Here is a 20,726-nt window from a genome sequence, read left to right on the forward strand (position 1 = left end):
TCAGACGTCGCAAAGGCCTTGCAATCCCTTTAAGAAATCTTTGCGACGACTTCCTAAAGGCGCAAAAAAACGTTCGTCAAATGCCTCGACTTCCCGTACGGCAACTTTCAATAAATTTTTCCCTTCCGCGGTAACACGCACCAGCTTAGCTCTGGTATCCGAATCATGAGCGAACCGGCTTACCATTTTCTTTCCTTCCAGAGTCCGAAGCGCCGTGGAAGTGCTCATCGGATCCGTCTTTGCCTGGTCGGAGATCCTGATTTGAGTGGTTTCCACCCCCGAACATTCCAACCAATACGTGACCGCCAAAACCACGAACTGCGCATGAGTGAGATCCAGAGGCTCCAATATTTTTCGGATCTCTCTTTGCCAAAGATTGGAAACCTGCCAAAGCAAAAAGCCGGGGCTATCCTCGGCTTTATCGAATCCAAAAATTTCATCCTTTGACATCTGCATCCATCCGTTCGGCGATCGTTTCGAAATCCGTCGATCCGATCTCCAGGATTCCGAAACGGAAAGGAAAACCCCAGGATTTTTTATTTCGAATAAAATCCAAATCCTGGACAAGAGGAAGAATCTCCGCGTCCTTAGAGGGAAGAAAGGAAACCCTTCTCCGAAACGGAACGAAGTCCGCACTCATAGGAAACGAAAACACCTCATCGTCCTGGATCCTGCCGATCGCGGTAAATTTCCGACAAAATTCCTTTTCTCCGAATTTTTCTTTGGAGGAATAAATCAGAACCCAGTCCCCCTGTTTCATGCGTGCAAGAGGTCCCTTTTTCCCGTGGCAGGCCTGAATGATTCCGTTTTCCTTCCCATTTTGTGCGTGATCCCGAGAGGCCACTACGATCCAGTAACGATTCATTTCTTGGCCTTCCTTACGAAATCGGCGAACGTGCGGATCTCCATTTCCATGTTCCTCGCCTGCTCTTCCCCGATGATCTTCTTCCACAAAAAACCCAGAGGTCCCCGAATGCTCAATTCCACTTTCACTTCCGTTCCGCCTTTTACGTCCCGGAAGAAATGTAGAAACTTCATTTTGGCTCCCGGCAAACTGGTTTCGTCACCGAGGACAAAAGGGGATTCCGCTTCCGTAATCCTCACTTTTACTTTCGGCCCGTCCTTCGGTTTCAGGTCGAATACCGTTCCAACAACCGCCGGGCCTTCGATCTTGGTCCAAAGTAACCCTTCATCCCATTTGGGCCAATTTGCCACGTCCGCCCTAGCCTTCCAAAGCTCTTCTGCGGATACCCCGTCCACTTTCGTATCGTATGTAAATTCCCACATATTCTCCTCCGTTAATAAGCAAACTTACAATATAAGTATATATAATATATATACTTATTATCAAGCATTTTACTACCGGAGAATCGATTTTTTTGGTAAAAGAAATAAAAAAGGCGCCCCTTGCGGAAAGCGCCCCACTGAGATCGGAAACCAGTTTTCGGTTATTGGTTACTTTTTGCGTTGGAAGCCATTTTTAAGAAATAACCGTTCGTATCGTACCATGCTTGGCCCAGATATAAAGCGTTTGTAGCCTCTAAGTGATCGATTCCTGTAGTGGTAATCGGGTACGAAGGTCCGCCTTTCCAACTTCCCCATTGCTGCGAGGAAGACGGAACCACGCCGTCGTTACTCACACTCTGTCCATAAAAAGGAGCCCCGATTGCGCAGATCGGATAGATCAATCCCATTGCAGGATGTTGGATCAGATCCGGAATGGTGATCGTGGAACCGAAGGAGTAGTATTTTACTCCGGCAGCATTCGGAGTGGAATTGTTAAACGCGGTAGCTCCGTCCGTCGTTAAAAGCTTCAAAGCTGCGACCGCGTTTTCGTTGGATTGCCCATACACGAATCCTACGACCGCATTCAGGACGGTTCCTACATAAGGAAGGGCCCAGCTCGGAATTACCGCCAAAACCACGTTTGCAACCGGACTACCGTAGTGCGGCGTATTTAATGTGGTCAGAGTCGCGACGTTACCCGAAAATCCGAGGTTGGAAACCAGGTATCTCGCGTCCATACCGCCTTGCGAATGCCCGATGATATGTACTTTACCGGTGTAATTCGAAGCCGCCATCGCTGTTTGAATTGCCGTCTTCAATTGGACGGCTCTCTGGGAAGAAGAACCGGTAGCGGTGACGCTCGGAGTTATAACCGTGGCTCCTTGGGATTGGAGATAAGCCGCATTTCCGCCCCAATAGTCTACGATTCCCGTAGCCTTTCCCCATCCGAACAAGCCATGAGCCAATACGATGGGATAGCTTCCCGCCAAAGGTTTGCTGGAAGAACCGCCGCCGGACGCTTGGACCGCTCCGGAAATTAACAGAGTCAGTCCGATAATCCAAATCCTCAACACTCTAGACATTTTTTTAACCTCTTCTCTTTACTATTCATCACTATGTGGAAGCTCTCCGTTTCCTCGGCCTGGGTCGATAGAAGGGAAAAGACTTCCTGATTTATTTTTCAATTGCGAACGATTGTTCGAAAACAATCTAAACTTCATTTCATACGTTTGTTATAAATAAATCCCCTTTGAACCAAATCTTACCGAACACTGCTCGGCAAGAAGACGTTATTGATTGCAATACCATTCCTGTTCTAAAAGGTCAAGGAAAGATTGTTAGAATGTAGAAAGAAAATGGACAAAAATTTCTTTATATATCAATCGATCGTTATACTTCCCTGAGGGAAAAGCCTCGAGAGTACGATCTAGTTTCCGTTTTTCTAATAGAGGAAAAGGAATTTTTTGGGAGAAATGAAACCTTTTAGATATCTAGACGAGTTTGCTGCTTGGGGTCAGACGGAAGAAGTCCGCGCGCCTTCAACTTCTGGAGGACTTTTTCGGCGATTTTCTTCCCCCAGATTTCGCCCACCTGCATGGATTCCTGGGTGATCTGGGGATTCTTCTCCAAAAGTTTTTTACCCACCGGCGAATTGTAAAATGCGGTGATTTCCCGAATTTCTTCGATCGTGAAATATTTATCGTAAATCGGAACGATCAGTTCGACCATATCCTCGCCGTGGAGCTCTTTCCGGAAATCTTCCCAGAATTCCTCCGGGATCTGAGGCATCAGTTGTTTGAAACGGGAGATCATCTGGCCGACTACCAAAACGCCCATCTTCTCCGAACCTGAGGAAATCAAAAGTCGACGGATCTCCTCTTTCTTCATGTCTTCGGAGAATAGGGGAACGGTAATAAAAAGAGAAAAAACGATCCAGGACGACAAATGACGATTCATGTTCCTACTCCGACCATCCCCTCAGGATGACCCAAAGCGGAGAGAAAGTAAAGCCGTTTCGTCGGTACCGAAGGAAGAACCGTTTTTTCTAGAGGAAAAAAAATCCGGAAAATATTCCCGGAACTCCACCGATGGAGTCTTTTTTCCGGCGTTTAGCGTCCCGCACGTTTGCGCATATTCGGATCTAGGATCTTTTTGCGCAGTCTCATGCTCATGGGGGTAACTTCCAGCAATTCGTCATCGTCCAAAAATTCTATATTCTGCTCCAGGCTAAACCTACGAGGGGGAACGAGACGGATCGCTTCGTCCGCACCCGAAGAACGGACGTTGGTCAATTTCTTTTCGCGGACCGGATTCACTTCTAGATCGTTTTCTCTAGAGTGGATGCCTATGATCATTCCCGGATACACCGCGGTTTGCGGGTCGATCAGAAGATCTCCCCGTTCCTGTATCTTCCACAGAGCATAGCCGGTGGTTTCTCCCGAGTCCATAGAAATGAGGGCTCCGTTTTTACGGCCGGGAATCTCTCCCTTATAAATGTCGAAACGGAGATAGCGGCTGGACATGACCCCTTCTCCTTTGGTTTCGGTCACGAAATATCCCCGGAAGCCGATGATGCCTCTAGTCGGGATCACGAATTCCACCCTGGTCATTCCGGAAGGATGCGCCTCCATCAGTTGGAGTTCGCCTTTCCTTCGGTTCAGTTCGGCGATGATGCTTCCCGTAAACTGGTCCGGCAGGTCCATGACCATATATTCGTAGGGTTCCAACTTTTCGCCGTTTTCTCCCTTTTTAATGATCACTTCCGGACGGGAGACTTGGAGCTCGAATCCTTCTCTGCGCATGGTCTCGATCAATACGGAGAGATGCAGTTCTCCCCTTCCCAAAATCTTGAATCGATCCTTATCTTCCGTCTCCTCCAAACGCATTGCTACGTTGGTTTCCAACTCCCGATCCAACCTTTCCCGGATATTCCGTGTGGTTACGAACTTTCCCTCTTTGCTGGCAAACGGAGAGTTATTGACCATGAAGTACATGGACACGGTAGGCTCTTCCACCTCTATGGCAGGCATAGGCGCCGGCTTTCCGGGCTCACATACCGTGTCTCCGATAAACACGTCGGGAAGTCCGGCAATGGCCACGATGTCCCCCGCTTCGGCGATATCGATTTCGTTCCTTTTCAGACCTTCAAAATTGTATAATTTCGTAATTTTTAATATTTGGGCTTCGTCCCGTCCGTTTTTCTTGGGGGACAGCTGGACGACGTTCATCCCTCTTTGGAGATTTCCGTTGTAGATCTTTCCGATGGCGATCCTTCCGACGTAATCGTTATAATCGAGAGACGTGACTTGGAATTGGAGAGGCGCTTCGGCATTCGCTTTAACGGGAGGAACGTGCTTCAGAACCATATCTAAAAGAGGATCCAGATCCTTACCCGGAGCGTCCTCCAATTTACCTACGGCCCAGCCTTGCTTTGCTGAAGCGTAGATGATCGGAAAATCCAATTGTTCGTCGTTGGCGCCCAGATCGCTGAACAGATCGAAGGCCATATCCACGACCGCGGATGGTCTCGCTCCGTCCCTATCTATCTTATTGATGACCAAAATCGGTTTGTGTCCCAATTGCAGAGACTTGCCCAGTACGAAACGGGTCTGGGGCATGGGTCCGTCGAAAGCGTCCACAAGTAGCAGACAGGAATCCGCGGTAGAGAGCACACGTTCCACTTCTCCTCCGAAGTCCGCGTGACCGGGAGTGTCCACGATATTGATCCGAGTGCCTTTATAAATCACCGCTGTATTTTTAGCTTTGATCGTGATCCCTTTCTCCCTTTCCAGGTCGTTATGGTCCATGATCCTTTCGCCGTCTTCCTTGGCGGTGACGGCTCCGGTCTGTCTGAGGATCCCATCCAGGAGAGTCGTCTTTCCGTGGTCTACGTGTGCGATAATGGCGATATTGCGGATTTCCATGCTAAAAACCAAAATTTCCCGAGGGGCCAGGGTGGCAAGGTCGATTTAGGCCATCGACGCTTTGTACATTACGTTTTCGAAACAAATCGCAGGGACAAAAACCGATCAGATTTCGGGCAGAGGAATACGATCCGTCTCTCCCGGAACCGTTCCGAAGCGATCCTCTTTCCATTCCTTTTTGGCTCGTTCTATCCTGTCCAAGGAACTGGACACGAAATTCCACCACAGGTGTTTTCGTTCGGGCAAAGGCTCTCCCCCCAAAAGAATGGCTCGGGTGGCCGTTTCCGCACGGAACTTGATGGATCCCCCCAAAGGGTAGACGGCCATTTCCCCGACTCCCACGATCCTGCCTTCCGCGTCTAGACTTCCTCTGGCGACGTAAACCGCGGCCTCTTGGCTGGAAGGAACGGGAAGTTCTACCTCCGCTCCCGGCTCGATTTCGAAATCCGCATAGAACAATGGAGAATACGTTTTTACGGGAGAAACCTCTCCCAAAAAGGATCCGGCGATCAGCCTCAGTTCCCAACCCCCTCCGCTCAATTCCGGAAATTCATCCCTACCGTAATGAAAAAATTCGGGCGGAGTCTCCTCGTATTCTTGGGGTAAAGCCGCCCAAGTCTGGATTCCCTCCAGGATCTGATACTCCGGATCCGGTTGGGAATGCTCGCTGTGAGCGATTCCGGAACCGGCGGTCATCCAATTGACTTCGTACGGGCGAATGATCTGCCTGGTCCCTAAAGTATCCTTATGCAATACCACACCGTCGTACAGATACGTAACCGTGGACAAACCGATGTGAGGATGGGATCGAACGAGTAATTCTTCTCCGGTTTTCAGAGAAACCGGCCCCATATGATCGAGAAAAACGAAGGGGCCGACGGCCCGAGTTTCGATATTCGGAAGAATCCTGCGAACCGTAAATCCATCGCCCAGATCCTTCAATTTTCCGGTAAGGTATTTCATATCAATTCTTAGACAAGTCGCGAATTCGTTGACACGATTCAAAAATGGGATTTCCTTCGCATTCCGGTCCGTGATCTTTCATCCGTCGCTCTGTTCTAGTTTGAAGTTTTTTGAAGTCAATTACTATGGCTCCCTGCGAATGCATAAATTTTTCTTTTCCGCCTGTATTTTTCTCTTTTTAACGGGGGGAAGTTCCCTCTTTTCCGAACCCCTGCTACTGGATGGAGAAGAATCCCGGAGCATATCCGATCGAATGGAATATTTTCAGGATGAAACCGGCAAACTGGAATTGCCGGATATTCTTCGGACTTCTCCTTCCTTCCTACCGAACCGCAGGAAAAATCTTCACTTAGGCTATACGAATTCGGCGGTATGGGTCCGCTTCTCCCTCCGGAACGCGGATCTCCATGGTCAGGAATATCTGATCGTTTCCGAATTTCCCTATTCGGATCGGATCGTTTTTCACGAAACAAAAAAGGGAAATATCCTGCGTTCCGTTACCACGGGAGACACCCTACCTTTCCACACTCGGGATCTAAAGCACAGGTATTTCGCGTTCAAAACAGACTTCGAATCGGGGGAAACCAAAGAGTATTATCTGCGTTATACCAACGACGGCCCCATGAACATTCCCCTCGTCGTCAGCCCCACGAGAATTTATCTGGAAAAAAGCACCGCCGAAACTCTTGCACTCGGATTTTTTTACGGGTGCATACTGATTATGATACTGTACAATTTTTTCCTGTTCACTTCCATTCGAGAACTGGACTATTTGTATTACGTAATATACCTGGTTTTCGTTTTTCTGACTCAGATCAGTTTTAACGGACTTGCGAATCGATTCCTTTGGGGAGAATTTCCGACATGGGGAAACGTTTCCACGAACGTTCTTTCCTTATTTGCGTTCTGCTCTTCCTCGCTGTTCAGCATGCAATACCTCCGACTTACGAAACGTTCCTTCGCAAACCGGATTCTGAAAATCTTTGCGGTTTCCACCTTCGTTTTCGGAGTCGCGTCGATCTTTGCGTCGATCCGTTTCTCCTCTTTGGTCGCCGTTTCCATCGGCTTGGTCCATCCGATCCTATTGATCGGCATCGGATTGATAAGACGCCTCCAAGGATATAAACCCGCCGGATTCTTTTTACTCGCCTGGATCTCGATGGAGGCCGCGATTTTTCTCACCTCGCTCCAAAGGTTAGGAGTATTCGATTCCGTTATGTTAGGGGAATACGCGATTCATGTAGGCACTACCTTCGAGGTTACCCTTCTTTCCTTCGGCCTTGCCAACAGCATCAATTCACTCAAGGAAGAGAAACAGCGGATGATCCTGGCCCAAAACGAGACCCTTGAGGAAAGGATCGCGGTCAAAACGAAGGATTTGGAAATCGCCAAGGAACAGGCGGAGGAGGCAAACCTTCAAAAGTCCAAATTTCTCGCCCACATGAGCCACGAAATCAGGACTCCGATGAACGGAATATTAGCGATGTCTAAAATGCTTTTGGAATCGGAGCCGCCGGGAGAAAAAAAGGAAACCCTAGGTATCATAGCCGCCGGGGCCGATAATTTACTTACGATCATCAACGATATCCTGGACCTATCGAGAATCGAATCGGGAAAATTGGACCTGGTATACGAGTCCTTCCGTATCGACCATTTTCTGTCGGAGATACTCGGAATCATCCGCCTCCAGACCGAAGAAAAAGGGATCGCCCTGAAGCTGCACAAATCCTCCGAAGTTCCCGAATTCATCCGTACCGACAAGACCCGCTTGGCCCAGATCCTGCTGAACCTTCTCGGAAATTCCTCCAAATTCACTTCCCAAGGGGAAATTCGATTGTCCGTAGGCGTTCGGGAAAAAGCCGCCGACTCGGTGTTACTGGAATTTTCCGTGAGGGATACCGGGATCGGAATTCCGGAGAACCGGATCCCCCAGTTGTTTCAGCCGTTCACACAAGGGGATAATTCCATCACGAGGGATTACGGAGGAACCGGTCTCGGGTTGGCGATTTCCAAACGTTTGACGGAATTACTTGCCGGCAGGATTTCCGTGCAAAGCAAACCGGGAGCTTGGACGGAATTTACGTTTACGATCTCTTGCGAAGAATCCGGAAAAAATTCCGAAAAAACCGTGGAACCGACCCCGACACCGCCCCCTGTGGAAACCGAGATTCTGGTCGTGGATGACAACGCGGCCAACCAAATCATCGTGGAACGGATCCTGAAAAAAATCGGCCACTCGGTGACCATCGCCTCCGGAGGAAAGGAAGCTTTGGAATGGCTAGGGAAAAAGAAATTTTCGGTCATTTTAATGGATCTGGAGATGCCCGGACTGGACGGTTTCGAAACTACGAGAAGGATCAGAAACGATTCGAAAGGGGGAAAAGACCCGATCATCATCGCCTTGACCGCTCATGTGATGAAGGAATTCGAACAGCTCAGCTACGAGGCCGGTATGAACGATTTTTTATCCAAACCGATAGACCCGGCCGTTTTGCGGGAAAGGATCGAATACTGGATCCGAAAATCGGCCTGAAGCAACTAGGCAGGGAATCCCGTCGCACCCAAACCGGCCGAAAATCGAGACGACTAGGCCTACCGAAGCAACTTGACAGGAGATCTTGCCGCACCAAACTGGTCAAAAATCGAGACAACTAGGCCTAGAATACGATGTTCGCGATCATATCTGTCGGGAATCGACAATTTAAAGTAACCCAGGATTCTGAATTCCTGACGGAAAAAACCGGAAAAAAACCCGGAGATACCTTCGATGCTAAGGTTTTACTGTTCGCCGAGAACAACAAGGTTCATATCGGTTCTCCCGATCTGAAATCCGCCAAGGTCTCCTTGAAGGTCGTGGACGACGTTAAAGGCGAAAAAATCCGCGGTTATATTTATAAAAAGCGCAAGAACTCCCAAAGAACCTGGGGCCACAGACAACAGCTCCAGAAACTAAAGGTAGTTTCCCTCTCGGCGGTTTGATCCGAGTAAAAATCCTCCGCAAGGGAGAAGGGTTCCAAGGCTTAGAATCGGTCGGACATGCATCGACTCGACAAGGCGCCAAAGGATCCAATCTACTCTGCGCGGCGGTCGGGACTCTGGTCCAATCCTTATACCTCCACCTCTGGAGGGAAGGAAAGGCGGAATCCGCGGAAATCCGGGACGGTTTCTTGAAATTCGAGATCCGCTCCGGTTACGAAACTGATCTCCATGTCCGAGCGAACTTCGGTTTAGTAAGGGACGGACTGGAAAATTTGAGGGAACAGTATCCCTCTGAAATAGAACTCATAGGAGAATAGACGATGGCACATAAGAAAGGTGGCGGTTCTTCGAAAAACGGACGGGATTCCCAATCCAAACGTCTCGGCGTTAAACGTTTCGGAGGAGAGCTGGTTTTGGCCGGTAACATTCTGGTCCGCCAAAGAGGTACCAGACTCCAAGCGGGCAAAAACGTCGGGTTAGGAAAAGATCATACTCTTTTCTCCTTGGTTCATGGTAGAGTGAAATTCGAGCAGGTTACCAAGACCAAAATGCAAGTTTCGGTTTATCCGGAATAAAGCTAGCTCCTATACTAAATTAGGAGATTTGAAAAAGAAAGGCCGCTGAGGAATCCTCCTCTAGCCTTTCTTTTTCTGTTTCAGGACGATAAACCAGAATGGAAAAGTTCGTAGACGAAATCGTAATCGAGGTGACTGCGGGCCACGGCGGAGCCGGTTCCATGCACTTTCGTCACGAGAAATATGTAGAGTTCGGCGGACCCGACGGGGGTGACGGAGGAATAGGCGGAGACGTCTTATTCCGAACGAACCTTTCCATGATCACTCTGGACAGGTATCTTACGAAAAGAAAATTCCGAGCCATGGAGGGATTTCCGGGAGAAGGAAACAATCGCTCCGGAAAGAAAGGAGAGGACCTGATTCTTTTCGTTCCCTTAGGAACCCAGATCTACGACGAAGACAGCGGCGAACTTCTTTTCGACTTTGTTGCCGACGAATTGGAGTTCTGCGTGGCGAAGGGAGGACGCGGAGGAAAAGGGAATTCGCATTTCAAATCCTCCACTCACCAAGCGCCGAAATTTTCCCAGCCCGGAGAGGACGGAGAATATAGACACCTTCGTCTGAGCCTAAAATTGCTCGCGGATGTGGGCATCGTAGGGCTTCCGAACGCGGGCAAATCCACCCTACTCTCCAAAATCACGGAGGCCCATCCCAAAATAGCGGGTTATGCATTCACTACCCTTTCTCCCAATCTAGGAGTGGTAAAAAGAAGGGGGGATATCTATCGTTATACGATCGCGGATATTCCCGGAATCGTGGAGGGGGCCAGCAAAGGAATAGGACTCGGACTCTCCTTTTTGAGGCATATAGAACGGGTAAAAGGGATCCTTTATGTTTTCGACGCCAGCGCTTTGGATATAGAATCCGACTTTAAAATGCTGAGAGCCGAATTAGAAACTTATAATAAACTATTGTTAGATCGCCCCCATTTGATCGTGCTGAACAAGATCGACGTGTGGGAAGACCAAAACTTCACCAAAGAACTCCTAAATTCCGTTTCTTCTTTGGGTAAAGTGGTCCCGATTTCAGCCAAGGAATCGGTCAATCTAGAGCGATTGCTGGAGATCATGGACGAAACCTTCTTTAGGCACGAATTGGAGAAGCATAAGGTAACCGACGAAGAAAGACAAAATACGGACGCCCAAGATGAATAGGTCGGATTTGGACGAAAAAATCCGGAACGCAAACACCGTCGTAATCAAAATCGGCTCGGCAAGATTATCCGGCTCGGAAGAGGAAGTGAACGACTTTCTATTCCAGCTGGTAGCTGACGTGCGTCACCTGCGCGATCAGGGAAAAAAAGTCGTAGTGGTCTCTTCGGGCGCGATAGCAAGGGGAAGAAAGATGTCCGAAACTCTTCCCGCAATAGTGAACGCGGGAGACTCGCTTTCCGAGAAGCAGGCCTTGGCCGCGATGGGGCAAAACCGTCTCGTTAATCTCTACGACAGTTTCTTTTCCAAGGTCAATCTACCCATCGCTCAGATCCTATTCGGAGTCCTGGATCTGGAAACGGGGGAAGGATTCAAAAACCTGAAAAACACATTCCGCCAACTATTGGATTGGGGAATACTCCCGATCGTGAACGAAAACGATTCCGTAGCCACGGAAGAACTTAAGTTCGGAGACAACGACGTTTTGTCCGCCGTGGTCAGTCTAATCGTAGAAGCCGATATCCTCGTCATCCTTACGGGAGTCTCCGGTTTCTTGCGGGAAGGAAAAACCGTTTCTTATCTTCCGGAAGTCGGTTCGGAGGAGCTCGCGAACGCGGGAGGTCCGAGCGGCCCGGGAACGGGGGGGATGTATACCAAACTCAAGGCGGCGACCATCCTGAAAGAGGCCGGAATTCCTACGGGAATCATTGACGGAGCGGAGAAAAACTGCGTGCGTCGTTTCTTGGAAGAGAATAGACTGGGGACATTGGTGGGAGGAAACGGCAAAAACCGTTCCTATTCCGAGGAGGAGATCAAATCCATCCTCCAATCCAAGAGAAACGGAGGAACATCCAGATGATCCAAAGATCCGTCGAACTCGAATACGTGGAGGAACTCTGCCGCAAGGCCCAGATCGCCTCCCGTGAATTACGAAAACTGAATACTTTCCGCAAAAACTCCGTCTTGGAAAAACTCGCCGAAGCCTTACTATCGAGAAAATCGACGATCCTCTCTGAGAACGCCAAGGATCTTGCCGCAGGTAAGGAAAAGGGATTGTCGGAAGCGATGTTGGATCGTTTAGCGTTGGATGATAAGAGGATCTCCAACCTCTCTAAGGCCGTGCTGGAAATCAGGGCCCTCCCCGATCCGATCGGAGAAGTGATCCGCGGACTCACTCTTCCTAACGGAATCAAACTCTCTACGAAGCGGGTCCCCTTAGGCGTAGTCATGGTGATTTACGAATCCAGACCGAACGTGACGATAGATGTGGGAGCTCTTTCCTTCAAATCGGGGAACTCCTGCATTTTAAGAGGAGGGAGCGAGGCATTTCATTCGAACCGTATTCTTTCCGACATCTTTCGGGATTGCATTTCGGCTGCGGGTATTTCTCCGGACGCCGTCACCTTTGTGGACCAAACGGACCGTGAATTCATGGTCCCGTTCTTAAAGCAGACTCGCACCATAGACTTAGTGGTTCCCAGAGGAGGGGAAGGGTTGATCCGTTTCGTTTCCGAAAACTCCCTGATCCCCGTAGTCAAGCACGACAAAGGGGTCGTAAATCTGTACATAGACAAGACGGCCGATCCTAAAAAAGCGGTTCCGATCGCGTTGAATTCCAAAGTGCAACGCCCGGGAGTCTGCAATGCGGTCGAAAATTTGGTTCTCCATTCCGGCTATCCTCGGTCTAGAGAACTGTTGCAATCCCTCTCCGAGCAAGGAGTCAGACTTTTGTTGGATCCTCCTTCACTGGCTTTGTTTCCTTCCGGTGAACCGGTTAAAAACGAGGACTATTGGGAGGAATTTTTGGACCTCCGACTCTCCGTAAAAACGGTGGATACCATCGAGGAAGCCGTGCATTTTATCTCGGAAACTTCCTCCGGTCATACGGAAGCCATAGTGACGGAGGATCTGCAAGCGGCTAACTACTTTACGGAATCCTTAGACTCCGCCGCACTCTTCGTGAATGTCTCCACAAGGTTCCATGACGGAGGAGAATTCGGACTAGGCGCGGAAGTGGGAATTTCCACCGGCAAACTTCACGTTCGAGGACCGATGGGGCTGGTGCATCTTACGACCACGACCACATTCGCGGAAGGAGAAGGTCAGGTCCGGAGTTGATTCCGAAACCTCGAGAGGACTCATGCCGATTCCTGCCGCGAAGCCGAATGTAACGGGAATTTTCGGCGGTAGTTTCGATCCTCCTCATCTGGGACATCTCGGAATTGCGGAATCCTTTTGGCGGGAATTTCCGGAGGCCTCCGAACTTTTAATCATTCCCAACTCCCTCTCTCCGGCAAAAAACGAAAAGCACGTTTCGGCAGGAATCATTCTGGACATGCTCCATCTACAATTCGGAGAAATAAAAAACACTAGAATCCTGGACCTGGAACTGCAAAGATCCGGTCCGAGTTATACGTACGATACCTTAACCGAACTCAAGAGAACCATGCCGGAACGGGATTATCTCCTGTTGGTCGGAGAAGACCAGTACGTCTCCTTTCATCTTTGGAAAGAATGGGAAGGGATCCTATCTCTTGTAACTACTCTTCTCGTATTTCGCAGAACCTCCGAAATCATCCCTCTCAATCCGGAATTGGATCGTTTCTCCGAAAAGATCGTTTTCCTAAAAAATCCGATCGTTCCCGGTGCTTCCTGCGACCTCCGAGGGGAACTTCCGGAAGCGATCCGGACGAAACGGAAACCGATTGCGCTTACCGAGGCGGTGTGGCAAAAGATTCTAGAGACGAACTCTTATTCGAAGTGAATCATGATGCCCGAAACGATACAAAAACAAACGGAATATTTCAGCAGAATCGTTCCTGAGGAAATCACCGTTACAAGATGGGAACATAGCCTGAGAGTCGCGGAGATCGCGCGGGAACTGGCCGAATTCCATGCTCCGGATTTTTCCTCCCACGCTTATCTGGCGGGAATCATCCACGACATCACAAAACAAAAGACGAAGGACTTCCACTTGAACGTTTTCCGGGAAGCGAAGGACGACGAAGCCCCCCTGCTCCCGGAAGCCGCTTGGCACGCCCGTTCGGCCTATCATTACCTAAAGGGAAAATACGGATTTTCCAACGAATCGATTTTAGGCGCGGTAAAGCACCATACTTTAGGCGGGGACGGACTGGGAGTTTTGGAGTGCATTCTGTACGCCTCCGATTTTTTAGGATCGGATTTTGCGGAAAAACAGAAGGATTACGCCGAATGGAGAGAGGAAGCCCGGAGAAATCTCTATAAGGGAGTTTTGAATAAGGCCGTCCATACTCTTTCCGATTTGTTGGAGAATCGGAAAGAAGTCCATCCGAGAACGATCGGAATGTATCACTTTGCTCTGGGAAAAATATCCAATTGACATCCGGCTTTTTAAGAACGAAATGGAACCGAGGCTTTGCTTTTGGGTTCCTCTAAATCTTCGAAACCGTTCTTTCTATTTCCTCTTTCGATCACGATAGGCATTCTGCTAGTCGTCGGAATTTTTTTCCTATTCAAACAATTGCGAAGAACCGGATTGGATGAAAAGATCGGTTCCGGCAAACCGATCCATATCCTGATACACGCAACGGGCGCCGAAGAATCCTACGAATTCGGCCTTTTGGCCACGATCTTTCCCTCTCAAGAGAGAGTGGCCTTATTCTTCGTACATCCGATCACCACGTTCGAAGATCCCGATGACACTCTCGAACAGTTAAAATCCAAGGCCGAATCGGCAGTTTCGAACGCGATGGAAGACATTCTCGGATCCAAGCCTACGTATAAGATCAAAGTGAATGCTCCCGCCTTCATCCGACTCGTGGATCTGCTCGGAGGATTGCCTATCTACACGGACGATCGCACCTCCAAAAATTCTCCCACGTATGGGAGAACTCCCGGACTTTATACCTATTCCGGAAACGACGTCTACGATTACGTTTCTTACATGGAAAAACGGGAAACACTGGACTATTTGGACAGGATCAGCCGTCAGGAAAGTGCCGTCCTTACGCTTTATGAAACACTCTATGAAAACCGAGATCTTCTAAATGCGAGCTGGTCCGAATTCGCGTTTTCGCTATTAGACACGAATCTTTCCAAAGAGGACTTCTATTCTCTTTTAAAATTCATGACGTCTCGCAGATTCGTTTTCGGAGTTACGGAACTTCCGGGAGAACCTTCTCAAGACCCGAAAACCAAACGACTGTATCTAAAGGCGGACCTCGCGAGGGCTGCGGCGGCTTTCCGTAAGTTTCAAAAGGACGTTTCCTCCGAAATATTCGCGGACGGTGAATTCGCGCGTACGGAAGTCCTAAACGGGACCGAAGTCGCGGGTCTTGCCAAAGACGTAAGAAGTATTCTGGCGGATAAAAGAATCAAGGTCCTCGCCGCTGACAACGCTTGGACTAAGGACGTCAAGAAGACGGTCGTCCTGGACCGCTCCGGAAATACCGCGGTCTCCGACAAGATTTCCTCCGTATTGGACAAGACGAAAGTGTATCACGTATTACGCAAAGACCTGGGTTTGGATTCCACCGTTCTCCTCGGTTCCGACATCCAACCTAAAAAATGAAAGATATGACTCCAGCCTCAAAAAACGCCCCGAAAGAAACGTTAGAAATTCTGCAAGCCGTCCATAAGATTATGAAGGACAAGAAGTGCGAGGAGATTGCGGTGTTGAATCTCGAATCTGTAAATTCGTACTTAAGCTATTTCGTAATCTGCACGGTCAATTCCGCGGTCCAAGCGAACGCGGTCGCCAGGGAAATCAAAAAGACCTTGAAGTCGTTTAAACTTCCGCATAAAGAGACGGACAAAACGGGAACCTCCGCCTCTTCCGGCTGGACGCTCATCGACTACGGGGAATTCATCATCCACATCATGACTCCGGAAAAAAGGGAGTTTTATAATTTGGACCGTCTCTGGCGGGATGCGGAAAGAATCCAGATGGAATGACCGGTCTACGGACACAGTTCGGAAAATTCCCGATTTAAGCCAACTTGTCCTTTAGGTTCTCCCACTTCGACACCGGCAATTCGCAACTGAAATCCCTACAAAGATAGGCGCGGACCCCGCCTTCGGAAACGCGACCTGTAAGCAAAGAGGTTTTTTCTCCCAATTCCTCGGCTTCCTTGTCCGTCGCCCAGACCAGAACCAGATCCGGAAGAAACAGGGAACCGATCCCTTTCCAGAACGGCAGAAGTTCTTCCTTGGCGGAATAAACGATCGCAAGTTCGCGTGAAGAAACGCTTCGGAGCCAATAGGCGGAAAGCATATAAGGATAATTCATCGGAGTCGTCTCGAGTTCTTTTTTGAAATAGGAGAAAATCGAATCCGCATACTTCCCGTGCTTCTCCGATTCGATCCCCATTTTCGCCAAAAGAGTGAACGCTAACGCGAAGGAGCTGTTCGCAGAAGGTTCCACGCCGTCGTAGCCGTCTACGCTGCGGCGGAGCAAAAGATCTTCGGCATCCGATCCGGTATCGAAGAAAACTCCTGCAGGAGTCCGGAAGAGTCGAACCGCTTCCTCCGAATATCTTAGCGCCAAGTTCAGGTATCTCAGACCTTTTCCCGCTTGGAAAAGAAAAAGAGACGCGAGAATAAATTCCGCATAATCCGTAGAGTATCCCAGAAATCTCGCTTCTCCCTCGCGATATCTTCGTAGCAACCTGCCGTCTTCCCGGATCAATTTCCTTTCTAGAAAATGGAAGGATTCCTCCGCTTCGCCTAAAAGTTCCCCGTCGCCGAAAGCGAGCGCGGCCTTAGTGGCGGCTTTTACGAAAAGACAATTCCAGGAAAGAAGCACCTTATCGTCGAGCAAGGGACGAATCCTGGAAGACCTTCTTTCCAGCAGTTTCTTCCGACTCCTTTCCACGATCTCGTTCAGCTCTTCCGGTTCTAATCCGTGCTTTCTCGCGAAATTCACTCGGAACGTTTCGTGCAAAATATTACTATTTTCGAAATTTCCCGTATCGGTTACGTTCCAGAATTCCTCCAACAACTTTGCGTCCGAGCCGCAGACTTCATGGAATTCTTTCCTCGACCAGATATAAAACAGCCCCTCTTCCCCTTCCGAATCCGCGTCTTCCGCGCTGGAGATCCCTCCTCCGTGGAGCTTCATATCCCGAAATAGATATTCCAATACGTCATATGCAGCTTCTTTGTACTTCTCGTCTCCTGTGACCTGGAAACATTCCACCAAGGCCTCCAGGAAAAGGGAATTGTCGTAGAGCATTTTCTCGAAATGAGGAACCAGCCATTTGTAATCCGTGGAATACCTGCACAATCCTCCACCGATCTGGTCGTAGATTCCTCCCTTCTTCATAGCAGTTAAAGTCTCCTCTACCATCTCTAGAGCCTTGGATTCCCCCGCGCTCTTATGGAACCGAAGCAAAAAGGAAAGACCCATACTGGGGGGAAATTTATTGTTCCCGCTCGTCCGGAAACCTGCGAAATCCGGATCGTAAAACCGATCGTACATCCGAAAACAGTTCTCAAACACGGACCGTTCAGGCAAGGAAAGATCTTCCCTCCGATGCAGCGCCTTCGTCTCCTCCGAATCCTTTAAAAATTGCGCCAATTCCTCGGAGGCCTCTAGGAGCTCTTCCGCCTTTTCCTTCCATAAATCCGAAAGAATCCGGAGCACTTCCGTGAAACTTTTTTTCCCGTATTTCGGGATCGGAGGAAAGTATGTTCCTCCGGTGATCGGTTTTCCTTCGGGAGTCAGGAAAAGGTTCAAAGGCCACCCGCCTTGCTGGTTCATCGCATGCAGCGCGTCCATGTAGATCCTGTCCACGTCCGGTCTCTCTTCGCGGTCGACTTTCACCGAGATAAAATACTCGTTCAATACGTCTGCTGTCGCTCGGTCCTCGAAGGATTCCTTTTCCATCACATGGCACCAATGGCATGTCGCATAACCGATGGAAAGAAAGACCAACTTATTTTCGGCTTTCGCTTTTTCAAAAGCCTCGCTCCCCCAAGGAAACCAATCCACCGGGTTCGTAGAATGTTGGAGTAGATACGGACTCTTTTCGGACGCGAGTCGGTTTAATTTCTTAGGAGTTCTGTCCATTTATTTCTCTAGCATTAGACTTTTCTCTCAGTGTTTTCGATTTGGCAAATTCTTCCGAGCCGAAAACCATGCTCCGTAAGGAAGATTATCGAAGTCATGCAGAGCGTCCAAGCCCTTCCTTTCATAAGGAAAATTTATTTCCGGCTTTTTTTGGCTGGGGCTCTGTCCGTACCAGGTTCCCTTTTTGCCCAGGAGGCCGAACCGTTCTCCACGAACAAACCGGTGCTTCACCTCTCCCTAAAAGAGGCGGTCAATTACGTTCTGGCAAATAACCTAACCGTTAAAAATGCCAAAATGGAATATGTAAAGGCCGACTCGGACTTTCTAAAGAACGATTCCAAATACGCTTGGACTCTGGTTGGTTCATTCACTTCGGTAAAGACGGGACTTCCCTCGAACCGGAATAACATCATCTCCGGAACGAAAATATCGAACGACCGGATGGCGATCGGAATCCAAAAACAATTCGAAACCCAAACGTATTTCAGCTTCGAAGTCAGCAATACCCGATTCGACACGAACGCGTTGGAATCTGCGGCATCGGCTGCTCCCCTGGGAGCCTTGGGTCCTTTGTTGGCCGCGCCTCCCCAGTACACCAGCGCATTGACCGCTACTTTGAGTCAGGAACTATTGAAATACAGTTTCGGAAAGACCGACAAACAGCGTCGTAAGATGCTCCAGCAAAACGCGGTCATCAAACGGGACAATCTGATCGATACCCTTTCCCGCCTCGTCGTCCAGACATTGGTGGATTACTGGACTCTCAGCGTTTACGATTCCCAAGTCGCTACTTTCGAAAAATTGGAAAGAAACACCCGGGCGATCCGGGATATCACCGCGAGAAAAACCGGGCTCGGACTTTCCGAATCTTTCGAACTGAACCAGTGGAATTCCGCGGTCATGAACACCCAAAACAGTCTGGAAAAAGCCAAATTGGCAAGAGACACCGCGGAAAGGAACTTGGTCCGGGTCTTGAGTGTCGATCCTTCTTCCAAAATCGCAGGAATCACCGATTTACAGGACAAAATTCCTGCAGACATACGACCGGAAAAGGATTACGAATACGCCTTACTGAATCGGATCGATTTAAAGAATTTGAGGAGACAAAAGGAAGTCGCCGATCTGGACCTGAAAATCAAAGAAGCGGAAGACATGCCCTCCCTAAAGATCAGCGGACGCTACTCTTCCCAAGGCCAGACGTTTCTCAATCCTCAAGCCAACTTCGTCAATCCGGATACGGGAGTTCTCTCCTTCAAATATCCGGACATGAACGCCAGTTTCAATCTTTCCTACCCGTTATTCGATTTGGGAATCAAGGCGAATATCCGGGACGCCAAAATCAAAGTAAAGGTATTGGCAAAGCAGGAAGAGGATCTGAAGGAGCAGATCAAGGAAGAATTGAACGACCGTTTCGCCTCCCTCTCCGCGGGACAGGAATTGTTGGATTCGGCGATCCGCCAAAGAGACGAAGCCGAAAGCTATTACAAGGGCGTCCAAGTTCGTTACAGCCAGGGTCGTTTTACGGCAGTAGTGGTCAAACTAGCTCTGGACAATCTGATCAACGCGGAACTCCGCCTCGCACAAGCCAAGATCAACTTCAACGTGGACCTGATCCGATACAACTTGGCCAAGAATTACGTATTCGAAAAGTTCGGAGTGGAAGTTTCCAAAATCGTGGAAGAACTATCCAAATACGATCCGGACGCGGAAAAAACCCCTTAGTTGTCGGCGTTCCAAACCTTAAAAACGCGACGGCAGTTTATCTTCCGTCCTGAAATTTTAAGCCTTTGGAATATTCGGAACTTCTAAAGGAATCGTCTCCCCTTCCAACGCCCGAAGGAACTCGATTAGATCCCTTTTTTCCTCCTCCGAAAGTCTCGCAGGTGCCGCCGATTGCGGGCCGGAGACCGCTCTAGCTCTAGAATGACTTTCTTCGACCGCGTGATTTACCGCTTCTTCCAAAGATTCGAATCGTCCGTTGTGCATAAACGATTTCTTTCTGGTTACGTCCCGTAAGGAAGGTGTCCGAATCCTATCCTTGGTTCCGGATATCCCGGTATTATGCATTTCCGAATCCGAAAAATTCGGACCTTGGTGACATTGGACGCATTTTGCCTTGTTTTGAAAAACGTCCCAACCGCGTTTCTGAGCGGGGGTGAGTGCCGCCTCTTCCCCCATTGCGAATCGATCGAAGTTGGAATTCCGACTCAATATGGTTCTCTGAAAAGAGGCGATCGCGAATACGATCCTATCCAAAGTGATTTCGGGGCTACCGAAGGCCTTTTGAAACATTTCCCTATATTCGGGAACGGAAGAAATTCGCTTAACGACAGTAGCTCCGTTCTTGGACATGAGTTCGGAATACACCCTCTGTTTCACGACGTCCTCCAGATCCCTAGTTTCAGGATCCTTAAAAACGTCTTTATAAAGCGTCACGTTGGTAAGGGTTTGGTCCACGTTCTGGTGAATCTTATTTCGCGGAGCTCCTTCCATGTGGAAATCCGTGTCCTTGTACGTGGCGCAACTGAAGTCCTGTCCCAAGGAAAGTCGCTTATCGAAATATAAAGTCTTTCCCAGTTCCACCTTGTCCCTATTGTAGAGATTATTGCTCGGATGGATGACGTTCCGCACGACGAAGGTCTGAAGCTCAGGTACGGGTCTACGCTCTTTGCAGAAATTCAAACCAAGCGTGATAGGAAAAAGAACGACGATTAAAAATCTATGGTTCATGTAAAAACCCGGTGCGCCTTCTATTCCTCCAGCTTTCCCCAAATTCGGCCTTTGTCAATCTCCTATT

General features: G+C 49.1%; 21 protein-coding genes. 12 read left to right on the forward strand and 9 right to left on the reverse strand.

The window, feature by feature from the left end:
* From EHO61_RS15990 to EHO61_RS16020, 7 genes are all read right to left on the reverse strand, one after another.
* The gene (locus EHO61_RS15990) at positions 1-450 is read right to left on the reverse strand and encodes a MarR family winged helix-turn-helix transcriptional regulator (RefSeq protein WP_135814563.1); all 450 of its coding nucleotides are present in this window, start codon (positions 448-450) and stop codon (positions 1-3) included.
* Positions 437-865 carry an EVE domain-containing protein gene (locus EHO61_RS15995; RefSeq protein ID WP_135814564.1) on the reverse strand — a complete coding sequence of 143 codons (429 nt, stop codon included), beginning with the start codon at positions 863-865 and terminating at the stop codon, positions 437-439. Before EHO61_RS15995 ends, EHO61_RS15990 begins: the two co-directional genes overlap by 14 nt.
* Positions 862-1,287, reverse strand: a complete 426-nt coding sequence (locus tag EHO61_RS16000; protein ID WP_135814565.1) for an SRPBCC family protein — start codon at positions 1,285-1,287, stop codon at positions 862-864. Before EHO61_RS16000 ends, EHO61_RS15995 begins: the two co-directional genes overlap by 4 nt.
* 161 nt (positions 1,288-1,448) lie before the next feature.
* Positions 1,449-2,369, reverse strand: coding sequence for an esterase/lipase family protein (locus EHO61_RS16005; RefSeq protein WP_135814566.1), 921 nt, complete (start codon positions 2,367-2,369; stop codon positions 1,449-1,451).
* Between the two features lie 400 nt (positions 2,370-2,769).
* On the reverse strand, positions 2,770-3,243 hold the full coding sequence (locus EHO61_RS16010; protein ID WP_135814567.1) for a DUF2059 domain-containing protein: 474 nt from the start codon (positions 3,241-3,243) through the stop codon (positions 2,770-2,772).
* Positions 3,244-3,395: 152 nt separating this feature from the next.
* Positions 3,396-5,210 (reverse strand): translational GTPase TypA, encoded by a 1,815-nt coding sequence (gene typA, locus EHO61_RS16015; RefSeq protein ID WP_135814568.1) that lies wholly within the window; start codon positions 5,208-5,210, stop codon positions 3,396-3,398.
* Positions 5,211-5,315: 105 nt separating this feature from the next.
* Entirely contained in the window at positions 5,316-6,173 is an 858-nt protein-coding gene (locus EHO61_RS16020; RefSeq protein ID WP_135814640.1) for a pirin family protein, read from the reverse strand.
* Between the two features lie 253 nt (positions 6,174-6,426).
* Here EHO61_RS16020 and EHO61_RS16025 point away from each other — a divergent pair, with 253 nt between their 5' ends.
* The 11 genes from EHO61_RS16025 (at position 6,427) to rsfS (ending at position 15,813) form a co-directional block, all read left to right on the forward strand.
* Positions 6,427-8,706, forward strand: coding sequence for a hybrid sensor histidine kinase/response regulator (locus EHO61_RS16025; protein WP_246032184.1), 2,280 nt, complete (start codon positions 6,427-6,429; stop codon positions 8,704-8,706).
* Positions 8,707-8,840: 134 nt separating this feature from the next.
* The gene (gene rplU / locus EHO61_RS16030) at positions 8,841-9,152 is read left to right on the forward strand and encodes a 50S ribosomal protein L21 (protein WP_135767837.1); all 312 of its coding nucleotides are present in this window, start codon (positions 8,841-8,843) and stop codon (positions 9,150-9,152) included.
* Positions 9,149-9,469, forward strand: a complete 321-nt coding sequence (locus EHO61_RS16035; protein ID WP_135814570.1) for a ribosomal-processing cysteine protease Prp — start codon at positions 9,149-9,151, stop codon at positions 9,467-9,469. The genes rplU and EHO61_RS16035 overlap by 4 nt, the downstream gene beginning before the upstream one ends.
* Before the next feature lie 3 nt (positions 9,470-9,472).
* Positions 9,473-9,727, forward strand: coding sequence for a 50S ribosomal protein L27 (rpmA, locus tag EHO61_RS16040; RefSeq protein WP_135767835.1), 255 nt, complete (start codon positions 9,473-9,475; stop codon positions 9,725-9,727).
* A 98-nt stretch (positions 9,728-9,825) separates the two neighbouring features.
* Entirely contained in the window at positions 9,826-10,881 is a 1,056-nt protein-coding gene (gene obgE / locus EHO61_RS16045) for a GTPase ObgE (protein ID WP_135814571.1), read from the forward strand.
* A complete protein-coding gene (gene proB / locus EHO61_RS16050; protein ID WP_135814572.1) occupies positions 10,874-11,737 on the forward strand; it encodes a glutamate 5-kinase in 864 nt (287 codons plus the stop codon). The genes obgE and proB overlap by 8 nt, the downstream gene beginning before the upstream one ends.
* A complete protein-coding gene (locus EHO61_RS16055; protein WP_135814573.1) occupies positions 11,734-12,996 on the forward strand; it encodes a glutamate-5-semialdehyde dehydrogenase in 1,263 nt (420 codons plus the stop codon). The genes proB and EHO61_RS16055 overlap by 4 nt, the downstream gene beginning before the upstream one ends.
* A gap of 22 nt (positions 12,997-13,018) precedes the next feature.
* The gene (locus EHO61_RS16060) at positions 13,019-13,642 is read left to right on the forward strand and encodes a nicotinate-nicotinamide nucleotide adenylyltransferase (RefSeq protein WP_135814574.1); all 624 of its coding nucleotides are present in this window, start codon (positions 13,019-13,021) and stop codon (positions 13,640-13,642) included.
* A 3-nt stretch (positions 13,643-13,645) separates the two neighbouring features.
* The gene (yqeK, locus tag EHO61_RS16065) at positions 13,646-14,239 is read left to right on the forward strand and encodes a bis(5'-nucleosyl)-tetraphosphatase (symmetrical) YqeK (RefSeq protein WP_135814575.1); all 594 of its coding nucleotides are present in this window, start codon (positions 13,646-13,648) and stop codon (positions 14,237-14,239) included.
* A gap of 42 nt (positions 14,240-14,281) precedes the next feature.
* Positions 14,282-15,430: an LCP family protein gene (locus EHO61_RS16070; RefSeq protein ID WP_135814576.1), complete on the forward strand. Its 1,149-nt coding sequence runs from the start codon at positions 14,282-14,284 to the stop codon at positions 15,428-15,430.
* Between the two features lie 5 nt (positions 15,431-15,435).
* The gene (gene rsfS, locus EHO61_RS16075; protein WP_135814641.1) at positions 15,436-15,813 is read left to right on the forward strand and encodes a ribosome silencing factor; all 378 of its coding nucleotides are present in this window, start codon (positions 15,436-15,438) and stop codon (positions 15,811-15,813) included.
* 34 nt (positions 15,814-15,847) lie between these two features.
* Here the strand turns inward: rsfS and EHO61_RS16080 are convergent, their stop codons facing one another.
* On the reverse strand, positions 15,848-17,929 hold the full coding sequence (locus EHO61_RS16080; RefSeq protein WP_135814577.1) for a thioredoxin domain-containing protein: 2,082 nt from the start codon (positions 17,927-17,929) through the stop codon (positions 15,848-15,850).
* 96 nt (positions 17,930-18,025) lie between these two features.
* On the opposite strand from EHO61_RS16080, the gene EHO61_RS16085 reads away from it, so the two are divergent.
* A complete protein-coding gene (locus EHO61_RS16085; protein WP_135814578.1) occupies positions 18,026-19,651 on the forward strand; it encodes a TolC family protein in 1,626 nt (541 codons plus the stop codon).
* A gap of 57 nt (positions 19,652-19,708) precedes the next feature.
* Here the strand turns inward: EHO61_RS16085 and EHO61_RS16090 are convergent, their stop codons facing one another.
* Positions 19,709-20,659: a cytochrome-c peroxidase gene (locus tag EHO61_RS16090; RefSeq protein WP_135814579.1), complete on the reverse strand. Its 951-nt coding sequence runs from the start codon at positions 20,657-20,659 to the stop codon at positions 19,709-19,711.
* Positions 20,660-20,726: the final 67 nt, after the last annotated feature.

The sequence above is a fragment of the Leptospira fluminis genome (assembly GCF_004771275.1).
GTDB lineage: Bacteria > Spirochaetota > Leptospiria > Leptospirales > Leptospiraceae > Leptospira_B > Leptospira_B fluminis.